This is a genomic window from Agrobacterium sp. 22-214-1 (assembly GCF_053522465.1).
The window spans coordinates 372,023-385,863 of sequence record NZ_JBNWCK010000003.1; the positions used below are offsets into that span (position 1 = coordinate 372,023).

At 56.7% G+C, this 13,841-nt stretch carries 10 protein-coding genes, 1 tRNA gene and 1 pseudogene; 5 read left to right on the forward strand and 7 right to left on the reverse strand.

Annotated features, from left to right (window positions below):
* Positions 1 to 110: 110 nt before the first annotated feature.
* Positions 111 to 617, reverse strand: a complete 507-nt coding sequence (locus ACQZ5G_RS14745; RefSeq protein WP_003520548.1) for a MarR family winged helix-turn-helix transcriptional regulator — start codon at positions 615 to 617, stop codon at positions 111 to 113.
* Positions 618 to 1,137: 520 nt separating this feature from the next.
* On the opposite strand from ACQZ5G_RS14745, the gene ACQZ5G_RS14750 reads away from it, so the two are divergent.
* Positions 1,138 to 1,214: transfer RNA gene (locus ACQZ5G_RS14750), tRNA-Arg, on the forward strand.
* Between the two features lie 998 nt (positions 1,215 to 2,212).
* A pseudogene (locus tag ACQZ5G_RS14755) lies at positions 2,213 to 2,792 on the forward strand (ABC transporter substrate-binding protein); the annotation flags it as partial.
* Positions 2,793 to 2,893: 101 nt separating this feature from the next.
* On the opposite strand, the gene ACQZ5G_RS14760 reads toward ACQZ5G_RS14755, so the two are convergent.
* From ACQZ5G_RS14760 to ACQZ5G_RS14770, 3 genes are all read right to left on the reverse strand, one after another.
* Complete coding sequence (locus ACQZ5G_RS14760) at positions 2,894 to 4,087, reverse strand: MFS transporter (RefSeq protein ID WP_448736488.1); 1,194 nt, start codon at positions 4,085 to 4,087, stop codon at positions 2,894 to 2,896.
* 72 nt (positions 4,088 to 4,159) lie between these two features.
* Positions 4,160 to 4,759 (reverse strand): NADPH-dependent F420 reductase, encoded by a 600-nt coding sequence (locus ACQZ5G_RS14765; RefSeq protein WP_059754365.1) that lies wholly within the window; start codon positions 4,757 to 4,759, stop codon positions 4,160 to 4,162.
* A 60-nt stretch (positions 4,760 to 4,819) separates the two neighbouring features.
* Positions 4,820 to 5,572 (reverse strand): 3-oxoacyl-ACP reductase family protein, encoded by a 753-nt coding sequence (locus tag ACQZ5G_RS14770; protein WP_448736487.1) that lies wholly within the window; start codon positions 5,570 to 5,572, stop codon positions 4,820 to 4,822.
* Between the two features lie 107 nt (positions 5,573 to 5,679).
* Here ACQZ5G_RS14770 and ACQZ5G_RS14775 point away from each other — a divergent pair, with 107 nt between their 5' ends.
* On the forward strand, positions 5,680 to 6,609 hold the full coding sequence (locus ACQZ5G_RS14775; RefSeq protein WP_448736486.1) for a LysR substrate-binding domain-containing protein: 930 nt from the start codon (positions 5,680 to 5,682) through the stop codon (positions 6,607 to 6,609).
* 143 nt (positions 6,610 to 6,752) lie between these two features.
* Here the strand turns inward: ACQZ5G_RS14775 and ACQZ5G_RS14780 are convergent, their stop codons facing one another.
* A complete protein-coding gene (locus ACQZ5G_RS14780; RefSeq protein WP_448736485.1) occupies positions 6,753 to 8,117 on the reverse strand; it encodes a hypothetical protein in 1,365 nt (454 codons plus the stop codon).
* Positions 8,118 to 8,217: 100 nt separating this feature from the next.
* Here ACQZ5G_RS14780 and ACQZ5G_RS14785 point away from each other — a divergent pair, with 100 nt between their 5' ends.
* Positions 8,218 to 10,827, forward strand: a complete 2,610-nt coding sequence (locus ACQZ5G_RS14785; RefSeq protein WP_448736484.1) for a hypothetical protein — start codon at positions 8,218 to 8,220, stop codon at positions 10,825 to 10,827.
* A gap of 55 nt (positions 10,828 to 10,882) precedes the next feature.
* Here the strand turns inward: ACQZ5G_RS14785 and ACQZ5G_RS14790 are convergent, their stop codons facing one another.
* A complete protein-coding gene (locus ACQZ5G_RS14790; protein WP_448736483.1) occupies positions 10,883 to 11,452 on the reverse strand; it encodes a tyrosine-type recombinase/integrase in 570 nt (189 codons plus the stop codon).
* Between the two features lie 180 nt (positions 11,453 to 11,632).
* Entirely contained in the window at positions 11,633 to 12,451 is an 819-nt protein-coding gene (locus ACQZ5G_RS14795; protein ID WP_448736482.1) for an ABC transporter permease, read from the reverse strand.
* Positions 12,452 to 12,695: 244 nt separating this feature from the next.
* Here ACQZ5G_RS14795 and ACQZ5G_RS14800 point away from each other — a divergent pair, with 244 nt between their 5' ends.
* A complete protein-coding gene (locus tag ACQZ5G_RS14800; protein WP_114835704.1) occupies positions 12,696 to 13,841 on the forward strand; it encodes a DNA cytosine methyltransferase in 1,146 nt (381 codons plus the stop codon).

Here is a 13,841-nt window from a genome sequence, read left to right on the forward strand (position 1 = left end):
CAGCGCAGGAAGGCCGTCGCCGATGCCGCAGCAATGGGAAGACGGAACACTGCGTCACAGGCAGCACCCTGCGGCGACCTGCGCCTGGATTGCCCCGCTCTCGCCGAAGGTCAGTCGCGCAGGCGTCCGAGCAGCGCCAGAAGCTGATCGCGGGCCTTCTTGCCGCCGATCCTGTCGATCAGCTTTTCCTCACGATCCCGCCAGGTGTTGGAAAGCCGGTCGAGAAGGCTGCTGCCCTCCTCCGTCATGTCGAGGAAATGAACGCGCCTGTCCTCTTCCGATTTGCGGCGGACGAGCAGTCCCTTCTCTTCCATGCTGTCGACGATGGCGACGAAATTGGCGCGCTGTATGCCGAGCGCTTCGGCCACATCGCTCTGCTTGAGACCCGGATTGCCGCCGACGATGACGAGAACGGAAAAATCGGCCGGCCGCAATCCCTGCTCCGCCAGCACATCGGCAAAACCGTTTGCCACGGCAAGTTGCGAGTGCCGCAAATGATAGCTGATCGCAGTCGTCAGCAACCCATAGTCGATAGCCGTGATATGCGCCGCTTCCGCGCTGCCGCTTTCGGCCTTTTCCGTCCGCGGCCCGTTGCTGTGTGCCAATCGCAAAGCCATCCGATCCCCCGCCTGATTCGTTCCTTTACCTTGTCGAAATCATAACCGACAACGTCACGAAACTGTATCCCAAATAAATGTAGATGATACTAATATTGTATAATAATTTGACAGTTAATCGTCGGCAAAGCAAACCCGGACTCCGGATCGCCACCCGGCGAACAAAAAAAGTATGACTATTTACCCGCCAATTTTGAGGGGATAAAATCGCCTCCCGCGCCGTATTTGAAAGGCGTTGCCCTCATCCGAGGGCCTCTTCGTGAAAGCGGCAAAACAGCGCTCCGACCCGGCAATAACATACTACTTATAAGGGAAACCCTGTTCCGGCAAAAAGACAATACGTCAAACGACGCATCGCCCTGCCGCCGCACAAGGGCCCATGACCACCCCAAAACAGGCACCACGCCGGGCTCCGCCCAAAAACCGGCAACGTTTCGCAAATCTCTGATTTTTAGACATTGATGCGAAAACAAAGCTGGGGTATGAACCAACCGCTGCACGCGATTCAAGCGTGACCGCTGCACCCGTAGCTCAGCTGGATAGAGTGTTGGATTCCGATTCCAAAGGTCACAGGTTCGAATCCTGTCGGGTGCGCCAGCTTATTGCTTGATTTCATTGATATTTCAGTCTTTACTTGCTCTCACGCGCAGCGGAAATAAGCTAGCTCAGTCCTAGCTCAGTAGCGCATATCCTTCGGAATTTCTCAATGATTTCAATGTAGCGTTTCCGGGCTCGGTCTCGGAGCTAGCGCAGTTTCAGCGCAGCGTTCCGACCATAGTAACTCCGTTGGAGCCCAGGTTATGTTGCAGCGCACCTCCGAATCACCAAACGCCCCCTTTACGCTTTTTCAGCGTGAAGGCACCCGAAACTGGTCCATGCGCTATTCGCTCGGCGGCAGGCAGATCAAGAAGTCGCTCGGCATTGCCGACTACGATGCCGCCCTACAGCGGGCAAACGAGATTTATCACGAGCAGAAGTACCGACATAAGCAAGGCCTGTCGCTGGTCCAGCATCCCTTCTGCGGGGTGGCCGAGGAGTTTATCGAAAAGGTCTGCGCGGAAGCGGAACGCGACGAACGCAGCCAATATCACCCGACCTTCTGGCCCCCGATCATCCGGCGTTTTCCTGTCGGCTATTTCGGGGACAAGGCAATCGACCTCATCACTACCGCCGACGTCGAACGCTATCTGGAATGGCGCAAGACCTATTGGACAACGGGGCCGGGATCGAAGATCGAGAAAATCCGATGCGAGCGGGAAGATGGTCGCGTTTTCTCTCGCGCTGCACCACGCAAAGTCGCTGCTTTGGCGACCATGAAGGGCGAAATGGTCATCATCCGCGAGCTTTTCCGTCAGGCATCACGATGGGGCTATTGTAAGCCTTTGGAATTGCCAACCGTCGAAGCGAAGAAAAAGCCCGACAATCGTCGTCCCGGCTTCAAGCCGGAGGAATACGAGAAGCTCATCGCCAAAAGTACCGAGCGGATCAACGAACATCATTTGAAGCTCAAGGTCATCAAGGCGAAGGACGGGCGTGTCTGGACCCAAAAGACCGTTACCGAAGGAATTCGCGCTGACCGCGTTCGGCTGCACGCCTATATCGAACTGATGGCCAATTCCGGCCTACGCCCTACAGAAGCCAAGAACCTTACATGGGGCGATATCTCACCGTTTCTCGCCGATAAGAACTCTGCTCAACAAGGTCTGATCACCGCTGAACCATACGAAATCCAGAAGCAGACCGGCGTGGAGCCCAAGATTTTCCTACTCGCTGACAGCGGCTACAAGCCCTATGCGACCATGATTACCGTCCAGCAAAACCTCATCGACACAAACCCCGATCTCGTACAGCGATTTGTCGATGCATCAATCGAGGGCTGGTACAACTACCTTTACGGGGATAACGCAGCCGCCAACGCGCTGATCAAAACAACGAACCCCGAGATGACCGACGGCCAGATTGGATACGCCATCGACAAGATGAAGCAATACGGGATCGTGGATAGCGGTGATGCGCTGGACAGGGGCATCGGTTGCATGACCGCCGAACGCTACCAAGCAGCTTGCCGACGAACTCGTGAAGGTGAAGCTTCTCAAGGCCGATACAGATTACACGAAGGCATTTGATACCCGATTTTCCTGTAAGGGCGTCGGCGTAGGCCTGAAGAAGTCTTAACCTTCTTCAGGCCCGTTGCAAAACTTGGCCATAAGGCTGGGTTTTGCAACGGACGTTGGCGACAGTCCGCACGCCTAGCGCCGATCGCCCTGCCTCGTGTGTCAATACGTTTTGCTGGCTGATGCGATGAGCCCTGCGGTCAGCAATGCACTTGCAGCACCAAGCCAGAGCGCGCTCGGCACGCCGAAATTGTCGACCGCGAGGCCGCCTACCAGTGCGCCAAGCCCGATCGCCAGTTGCGCGATTGACACGAAGAGCGCGGCGATGCTTTCCAGCCGGTCGGGCGCGGAGGTGAACAGGAAGGTTTGCATGGCGATCGGCAGCATGCCGAAACCGAACCCCCAGGCGACAACCCAAGCGACTGCGGCAAGCGTGTTGCTGCCGGCCAGCAACAATCCCGCGACAGACAAGGCGATCAGAAAAGCGGTGCCGGCAAGGGCAAAAACAAAGTTCCGGCCAGCAGCCCAGCCCCCGAACAGGTTTCCGGCGAACCCCGCCGCGCCATAACCGAGCAGCACCATGCTGAGTGTGCCCGTATCGATGCCGATTGCGCCGATGAGGAAAGGGGTAATGTAGGTATAGGCCGCGAACTGCCCGACGAAGATGAGCACGGCTGCCGTCAGGCCGATCCGGACGCGCCGCAACCGCAACACGTCTGGAACCTGTTTCAATCCCGAACCCTTCTGCGCCCGGATGGCCGGCAGCAGAAACTGGAGCGCCGCCACGACAAGCAGTGCCACACCCGACACAAGCAGGAATGCGGTGCGCCAGCCGAACAGGTCACCGATCAGGGCGCCTGCGGGAACCCCGGCGACAGTACCCAGCGAAACACCAGAGAAGATCAATGCCGTTGCACGCGGTCCTTCCGCGCCGGGGCGGAGGCGTGGGCCTAGTGAACCGCCGATCGTCCAGAAGCCGCCGACAGCGATACCGAGCAGCACCCGGCCGAACATCAAAGCCGCAAAGCCGTGAGCGGTTGCCACGATGGCGTTGGAGACGACGAGCAACATCAGCAGTGCGACAAGCACACGCTTGCGATCGAAACGTGCGGCAAATCCAAGGGTCATCGGCGCGGCAAGTGCTGCGAGAAAGCCGGGTACGGTTACCATCAGTCCGGCCGTCCCCTCACTGATGCGAAGGTCAGCGGCGATCAGCGGCAGAAGACCGACGGGCAGGAATTCGGTGGTAACAAGAGCGAAAGCGCCGATGCCGATGCTGGCGACTGCGGCCCACGAGGCGAGCGGCTTGCTGTCCGCCTGCGCTGAGGGAATGGTTCGGGAGACTGGCATGTCCATGGAAGATGTCCTTTGGTGGAAAGCAGGGCGAACCGGCAAAGGGGATATCTTCCCCGGCTCGCCTGCGATGTTTCAACCGAACTTGACGAGGTTGAGGGCGGGTAGTGGGCCACCGGGGAACTGCACCAGTTTGCCGCCGACCGAGACCGGGCCGAGATCGATGCCGGTGAAGCCGAGTCTGGAGATCAGCGCACCGACTTCCGCCTTCGCGCGCGCGTCGTCACCGGAATAGAACAGGACGCGTGAGCCACCTTCTGCTTTAGGATCGCCGGATAGCAGGTGCGGTTGCAGATGATTGAAGGCTTTGACGACGCGGGCGCCGGGAACGAGATCGGCGAAGATCTCGGTGGAAAGACGGCCGTTCAGTTCGGCAGGCTTGAACAGCGGCGCTTCGATGGGATTGTTGGCATCAATGACGATGCGACCACCAAAGTCCGGCAGGCCGGCCAGCGCCTTGGGCAGCTTCGACCAGTTGACGGCGACGAGCACGATGTCCTTTGACGCTGCTTCTTCGCGCGTGCCTGCCTCGATTGTCGGACCGATAGCAGCGACCACCTCTTTCAGGCTGTCCGGGCCTTGGCTGTTGGAAAGCGTGGCGCGTATATTATTGTTGGCGAGAGCTGTGGCGAAGGCGCGGCCGATATTGCCGGCACCGATGATACCGATAGACATGCTGGTTCTCCTTTGAAGTAGGGGGAAGTGGCGCTCCGACATCGGAGCGCCGGAGGCAGATCAGGCGGTGAAGCCACCGTCGGCGAGGATGTCAGCGCCGGTCACGAAGGCGGCTTCGGGGCTTGCGAGATAGGCGACGACGCTGGCGATCTCGTAGTCCTTGCCATAGCGGCCGATTGCCATGCCGGGACCGACGATCTTGGAGACCGGACCGCCATCGGGGTTCATGTCGGTATCGGTCGGGCCGGGGTGGACGGTGTTGACGGTAATGCCCTTCGGCCCGAGGTCACGCACTAGGCTGCGGTTAAAGCCGGCGACAGCGCCCTTGGTCAGCGTATAGAGCGAGGCTGTCGGGAAGGCGGCATAGCGGGTCATGGACGAGCCGATATGGACGATGCGTCCACCGGACTTCATGCGACGTGCTGCTTCCTGCGTGGCAACGAAGACGCCGGTGACGTTGACGGCGATCATCCGCTCGTAGTCCTCGAACTTGATCTCGTCGATCGGCCCGCCAAGCGCGATGCCAGCATTGTTGACGAGGATGTCAATCGAGCCGAAGGTTTCTTCGGTTTTTGCGACTGCGGCGCGGACGGCGGCCGGATCACCGGCATCGGCCTGAATGGCAATGGCGCGGCCACCGGCGGTTTCGATTTCGGCGACCACAGCGGCCGCCTTGTCCGGCGAGGCGCTATAGGTGATGGCGACAGCCGCACCATCGGCGGCGAGACGCTTTGCAATTGCCGCGCCGATGGAGCGCGACCCGCCGGTTACGAGGGCGGTCTTGCCGGTCAGGCGATGGGTAATACTGGTCATTGTCTTCACTCCGTTTGTTGTTTCGATGGAGCAAAGATGGTCGGTTTATTTCGTTTTGATTAGCTGGTAATGTTTTGTTCCTGTTTCAAGCAATCGTTGAAGGACATATGGAGACACTGGCCAATCTCGAAAGCTTCGTCAAAAGCGCCGAGACTTCTAGTTTTTCGGAGGCCGCGCGGCGCATGGCGCTGACGCCGGCTGCCGTTAGCCGCAACGTGGCGATGCTGGAAAGAAACCTCGGCGTGAGATTGTTCCAGCGATCGACCCGCAAACTTGTATTGACCGAAGCCGGCGAACGTTTCTTCCAGTCAATCCGAGAGAATCTCGACGCCCTGCAAACGGCAATCATTGATGTCTCATCCGGCGTGTCCGAGCCGGCCGGCGTGCTGAAAGTTAGCCTTAGCCCTACTTTCGGCGTCACGCATATTCTACCGCTGCTACCGGAGTTGCTACAACGATACCCGCTCATCAGACCGGAATGGCATTTTGAGAACCGCCCGGTTGATCTAGTTGCAGAAGGCTATGACGTGGCAATCGGCGGGGGCTTTGATCTTGCACCCGGCATCGTTGCCCGAACGCTGGCACCCGCCCACATCATTGCCGTAGCGTCCCCAGCCTATATGGCTAAGCGCACACCGCCGGCCGATCCCGCCCAGTTCTCACAATTCGAGGGGATCGTCATGCGTTCGCTCCGGACTGGCCGCATCCGACATTGGACAATGCGGAATGCCGCAGGTGCCGAAATGATCGCGACATTACCCGAAACGATCATCGTCAACGACCCGGCCGCAATGCGCGAAGCGGCAAAGCTCGGCCTCGGTGTGGCAATGCTTGCGATGCCCGACGTTTTACCGGAGCTTGAGAGCGGCAATCTCGTTCGCCTTCTGTCACATTGGTATTCCGATGCTGGGGCGATTTCGCTGTATTATGCCTCGCGTACGCACTTGCCGGCCAAAACGCGGGCATTTGTAGACCTTGTTGCAGATGCGTTCAAACGGGACCGGCTAGCCGAACGATTTGCCGGAAGCCTAGGATAAGCCTCTTTTGCAAACCGGCCTGTCGCAAACATTTCAAGTTTTAAACAAGTTTTGCGTGCGATATTCGCGACGATTGCAGGATCAGCATTTTCACGATTATCGCAGCGCCCACCGCATAGAAGACGGGCCAGTTGCACCAATTGTTAGTTCCTTAGCTCAGCAAACACGTCTAGCAGAGTGGTGCATTCCCTCAGCAAATCCCTTGCGGCAGTTGTACCCTTCAAAACCCGTTCCTCGAAAATCTTCTCGATTGCGACCTTTGCCGCGCGCACATGCACCGGCATGTCATCGTCCAGCGAGTTTTCATCAAAGCTACGGTTGAGCGCCTCGAATGCCCGTTTGAAGACTTCGACATTGTGGTTCATCAAAATCCAAACGCCATCCGTAGTGACGCGCAGCTTGTCATCCCGAACCTCGCAAATCTCGGCAACGGTCACCTGTGAGCCGATGGCCGTAGCAACAGGAATTGGGGTGAAGCAAAGCTCGGGCATTCCGCTTCGCTTTATTGTCACCCCCCGCGCGAGGTCACGGGCCATTTCATTGAGTGTGCGTTTATCATCGGCGCGCGCATGTTCAGCGAAGGGCAGCGGTGTTAGAGCGCAGCCATACTTGTCGAACCGGAACGACGCATACATGTTGAAGTTGGCTGCTGAAAGAAATGGGCTCGATGTGTCGAAGGAGATGCCGATGTCCGAGTTGAACCGACGCAGACAGCGAAGGATTGTCGTGAACAGGTAGGCCGGCTCAAGCGTGGAAATGCCGAGGAAGTGTATCCACCGGGCATTCTGCAACAAGCCGTCATCATACATGTCGAGCAAACGGGCCATAGTCATCGAGAATGCACTCTGATGCGCCCCTGCAAATGCCCACCCTTCCAGCCGGTAACCCTTCACTGCATCGTACCAGACCTTGCTTTCACGCTCGGTACGTCCTTGAAGGACATTGAGGAAGTTCGTCGCTCCCGGCGCGCGATGCTGGACGAAATAGGTGAGATTGAGCAGCGACTGCATCAGGCAAGCGTTGAAATCCATTGACAGGCCGTCTGCGGCACTCTGCGCTTGGAGAGGGTGTCCGGCGGCGATGAGCCGAGCAACATGTGGGGCAACATTTCCGGGCGAGATGCCCCCTGTCGGGAAGTCAAGAGACATGGAAAAGTCGGCGTGCCGCTCAAGCCAGCGCAGCATGCGTTCGCAGGTTTCGTCGCCGGCAAATTCAATGGTCCCTTGCTGGATCTGAAAACCGCCGCTGTCCCCAATGATTGTCGTCTTGCTTTTATCACGAACGCTGACCGAGCTTGTGTGCTTCGCTGCGCTGTCATTCTTGGCGGCTTGTCCTGCGCTGTAGAGCGCATAGGGGTAGTGGAACAAGCTGCTATGCGGGTCGAGAAAGTTCAGGTCTCGCTCGTGGAATGCATAGGTTCGCTTCAGGTGCTGTGAATGCCCGATCTTGGCGAATTCGGCGGTGATGGATGGCGTATAGACGGCATGCGCAGATTTCGTGGAAAGCATTGAATAACCTTAAGAACCTTGTTCTACTGACCCGCTGCAATTTTTTAAGACCTGCACGGCTTGATTGCGGGGAAATTGATAAAATCATTGCGAGCATCCAATGGGCAAAGCCGTTAAGAAAGAACCAATCGTTTCCGTTCTCGATCAGTACAAGAACCAATTTCGGAGCGTGATAGACGCCGCCGACGCGTTCGAAAAGCACGACAACGAGGGCCAAAAGCTGCTGTACGCGGCTCTGGAGAAGCTTTTTGAGTTCGGTGAAGAAATCCGCCGCGACATGTCGGCGTTCGAGGAATTTCTCGATGAGCGTGGAAAGACGCTGAACAAGGTCACCACCGACAACCCCTATAATGCCCTGACCGAACTGGCCTTCGCAAAACGCAGCAAAAGCTGGCGTAGTGAGATCAGCAATGTTCTGCGACTTGCATCAAAAATCAAAGGCAAGGTTCCGTTGAGCCAATGGCTGGCAGAAGGCGGCGGCGTATCCGGGCGTTACAGCGAGGCTGTAGATTATTTCGCACGCCCTGCGGCCAAGAAGGCACAGAGCCTTCGGTCTTCCCGGCTCGACATGATCACCAGCGAATTAGAGCAATCGCGAGTAATCACGGAAGCACTTCCGGGCGTGGCTCTTGCCGATGGCTTCCATCGCTCCCTGCTGTTTTCCCAAGGCGGCCAAACCTTCCTTGTGCATGTCCGCGACGAGGACGACCAGAAGATCATCGACAAATATCTGCTCGAAATCGCGGGCAACAGGAAGCCTGACGATCATCCGCTTGCCGGTCGTCCGCTCTATAACCTGTTTCGGGCGCTCGATCTGTTTGTCGGCAACTGCAAGTCATCTAACACCGGCAAATTGCAGTTGATCGCGATCTGGAACGAAGCGACGGACGGGGTTTCGCGTACAAAACTCCGTTTCCTGTCGGATGCCTACAGTTTCACGAATGCCACCGTTACTCTTGCTAACGCCCTCCCGGAACTGGAAGGTCGAGGGCAGCTTACCCTTGAACTTTCCGATGCTGAAACCTTCAGGCAGTTGTTCCAACACGATTGCCAATGGCGCGTATTGGTTGATGATGAGCACATTTCAGTCGTTGATGATGCAAAGTCACAAACGCGGCTCACGCTTCGCCCCATCGCGGACTATACCGATGCAGGGCTGCGACAAGGCGCTAAGCTGGGGCAGAGAACGCGTCATTTTCAGGCGACATGCGCGGGGATGAAGGCTTCGGCCAGCAACCTCGATATGGCTAAGGCCTTGTTCAAGAGGGCCAACGGAGCGCAGCTTGCCGCCGATCCGACGCCAAAACGCCTCCAGTGGCTGTCGAACGGAACGACGCTGGAAGCCGGCTTCACCAGTGCGCAAGGTTACTCTGGGCTATCCTATCCGTTTTTGGATTTCGCCGCGCCGGCAAATGCGCTTGATGCACAAATGGAGCTCTCGCTCGCCGACATGGCCGCACTCTGGAAAAGCACATCTGCCTACGGCGAAGACTTGGCCGGCTATATCGCCGACAGCGACGTGGCCGACGCAGCTTTTTGCATCGACCACACGTTTGAGGGTGGCGACCATTTCGAATACGTTTCCCCGATGGTCCTCGGCGTTTCCATGGCCCGAACTCAAGTATGCGAAGATTTCATCGCTACCCCGGCTCCGCCGCCGCCTTCTCCCATGCGGCCATCCGGCCCGAAAGGGGGAAGTCCATCGAAATCACCTGTATCTGGCAAGACAGCAGCTTCCAGCACATCAGTCGCATCGTCATCCATCCCCCGGCTCAGAAACTTCAAGTTGATCGATAAGAACAGACGCGCGAAGACGTCATTTCCGGCCGCACCGTCCTCCAGCGGACGCGCATTCGGTGCCTTCATAACGAGTTGCTTGCCTGACGATGCCGAACACCGGGCCGACAGGAAGTTCGACTTTGAATGGCAACTCGAATGGTGGCGACGCATGACCGATATTCCGGTTCACGTTATTGCGTCCAACTGGACCGATAAAGAAGTTGCCACCAGCAAAGAACTGACGTTGCTTTCCGAGCATGGCGGGGACATCACGCGCGTCGGCCCCCGCATTCTGATCGAAAACCGCATCGACTGCCTCAAGCGGCTATATGCCAGCGATTTCGATTGGGGCATCATCATGGATGATGATGCCGTGCTGATGCAGGCCGAAAGCCATAACAGCAGCTACCGTCTGTTTGCGGAAATGGCCGCGAACGGGAAAGATGCCTACGATGGCGTTGATGTTTTTGCCCCGATCTACGGGCGGAAGGTTCCTTTCAGCAAGGAGCTTAATGCCCCCGGTAGTCCGTACGCGAACCATCACGTCTTCAAGAAGAGCACGGACCTGAAAGGCAGCATGATCGTTGTCCGTAACTTTGAGAAAGAGGGTCGGAAACCGCTGCTCCCTGATCCAAGCTTCCACACACATGGCGAAGACACATATCTCGTGCTGCAAGCCGTCTCACTCGGCTACTCAACCATGACCTCGTGGAACATGGTTCTGGAAGAGCTTTCAGGCGAAAGCACGTTCGCAAACGGTGACGATGACCGGACAGAAAAGATGCGGAAGGGACATGAACAGCTTGTCGCGAGATTCGGTCAGTTTGGTTTGCGCATGAAGGCCGGTTCCCATTCCCTCGACAAAAGGGACTTCGAGACCGCCTGCTGGCGCGACAAGCTGAAACGGATCGAGGTCGCCAAGCCCCTATAGTGTTCCTCAGAAAAGTTCGTTGAGCGAACTTTTGCCATACCGGAATGGGCGACGGTCAAAGCAAATCGACCGCCGCTTTCATCATGTCGTCCCGTACATCGATGTAACGTTGTGTGGTCGTCAAATTGCGGTGGCCTGCCAGCGTCATGATGACCTTCGGGCTGACACCGGAATGTGCAAGTCGTGTGATGAACCAGCGGCGACCGCTATGCGAGGTCGCCCCGTCGAGACCGGCGCTCTTATATAATTGTCCCACCAATTGGCAGAGCGTGTTTGCGGAAAACGCCGTCCGCTTCTGCGTCAACAGTAGAGGTGCATCGGCATCCCGATTCTCTGGCCAGTCCGTCCGATGGCGCTCGATCTCCCGGCGCAGCTTCTCATTCAGGAAGACCACGCGGGCATGACCGCCCTTGGTGATCTCGGCCCGTAGCCGCAATTGCTCGCGAACCTTCCCATCGCTGTCGAGGACATCGCGTACCGTCAGGGCGGCAATCTCACCCACGCGCAACCCTGCGAGGTGTGACAGCATTACCGCAAGCCTATTTCGCCCCGCATGCTTCATTTGTGCCACCACGGCCAGCAACCGCTTAAATTCGGCATCCGTCAAAACGCGCGCTTGTTTCATCAGAACCTCACAAAAAACAGCATTTCTATGCCGTTCGTTATGTTGCCGATGAGCAGGAAGGGCGAGCGTCGTTGGCAGGTTGAAATTTGCTCTATGAAATCAAGGCGTCAGTGCCATCGAGAGCGCAAACGTCAGAAAACGTGTGTTTCGTTAGGTTTCGATTTGAAGGCTTCGCAGTGGCTATTTCTGCTCGCTCTCATGCCAACGATGAAGAGCAAGCGTGGACATTATCGAGGTGAGACGAAAGATTGCCGCCCCGAGAAGGGCCAGTAGGACCAGGCACGCAAACAGGCGCGGCATATTCAACCGATATTGCGCCTCCAGCAATCGAAAGGCCAAGCCAGCGTTATTGCCGGCCTGCCCTGCCGCAAACTCTCCGACGACCGCCGCCACCAACGCAAGCCCGCCTCCGATTTTGAGACCTGCAAAGAAACTCGGTAATGCCGACGGTAGTTTCAGGTAAATGAGGGTTTGCCACCGGGACGCGCTGTACGTCTTCAGCAGATCGGCATGATGCCGGTTGGCGCTCTTCAAGCCCTGCAGCGTATTCAGCATGACCGGGAAGAAGGTCACGAGGAACGCACATATCAACTGCGCAATCCAGGGTGTTGGCGCGTAGATCAGGATTAGCGGCGCAATCGCAACGATCGGCGTTACCTGCAATGTTACCATAACCGGTGACAACAACGTCTCGATCCATCGAGATTGTGCCAAAATCACCGCCGCGCATCCTCCTCCCACGACAGCTAGGAGCAGCGCCACAAAAGTCGTTTGGGCGGTCACCCAAAGCGCCGGTCCCAGTATTGGCCAATCGTTTACAAGCGCCAATGCGACGGTATCCGGCCCCGGCATGATGTAAGGTGGGACTTCCGATAACTCCACGTAGACGGCCCAACACCCAATCACTACGCAAGCGCCGACAATCGAAGCGGCGACGCGGAGTATCCATTCCCTCGCTGATATTTTCGAAGGGCTTACCTTAGCATGCCTGGCAGTCACGTTGTTCCCCGAATGCAGCAATCACCCGCACGCATATCGAGCCGACATGTTGCGGACCTTGCGACGTGAACTAAGCACACGATTGGGTCAGCCTACCTAGGCCATGCAAAACGCACACCTATAGGATCCCCTTCGCTGCTTTGACCAGGATTGCGCGTATCGTTTAGAATGACACTGGATATGTCGAATAATAGCATTGACACCGGCTAGTCGAATCGCCCTTGACGAAGCTATCATTCTTGGCATGAAATCAAACGAAACTAATGCATCTGATATGATTGGCAACAAGACCGCTGTAGTCGACCTCTTTTGTGGGGCCGGCGGGTTAGCGTATGGGTTGAAGTCCGCTGGACTGGGGGTGAAAGCCGGCGTCGATATGGACCCCAGTTGCCGGCACCCTATCGAACACAACACTGACGCGATATTCGAATGTCGAGACGTATCGGATATTGAGGCAAGCGATCTTGATAAATGGTTTGGTGATGCAGAGGTTCGCGTTCTTGCGGGCTGCGCTCCCTGCCAACCCTTCTCCACCTACTCGCAGAGCCGAAAGTCCGTAGACGATCGTTGGAAACTACTCAGGCAATTTCAACGTTTGGCTTTAGCGGTTCGACCAGAAATCGTAACGATGGAAAATGTACCAGGCTTGGCAACCCAACAGGTCTGGAAAGAATTCGTAGCCGCCCTTAGAGAGGCAGACTATAAGGTTTCATGGCGTGAAGTCGCATGCGAGGAATATGAAATCCCGCAAAGCCGAAAGCGGCTGGTTCTCTTAGCTTCACTTCTTGGCCCGATCGAACTCCGGAAACCGGAGCAGACAAATGTTGTTACTGTTAGAGAAGCTATTGGGGAGCTTCCTCCAATAAAGGCCGGCGAGTCCTCGCCGGACGATCCGTTACATACTTCATCTGCTCTAACGGCGACAAACCTTCAACGCATTCGAGCTTCGGTTCCCGGTGGCACCTGGAGGGATTGGCCGAAAGAACTGCGTGCAGATTGCCATACAAAAGATAGCGGGAAGACATATCCATCAGTTTATGGACGAATGGAATGGAACAGACCCGCTCCTACGATGACGACGCAATGCTATGGTTTTGGCAACGGTCGCTTTGGCCACCCAGAACAAGATCGAGCGATCAGTCTCAGAGAAGCCGCCATCCTTCAATCTTTCCCAGAAAGCTACAGCTTTATTCCGGACAGAGAGAAGGTCACATTCAGCCGTCTAGGAACACTTATTGGAAATGCTGTCCCCCCAAAGCTAGGCGAAGCGATCGGTCGCTCGATATTGTATCACCTTGAGGCCATCGAAAAAGGTCTCCCTACCTACCAAGACCAGCTTGACTTACGCCCAAACTCAGAGGGCGAACCGAGCAATATCGAAAGGCACTGA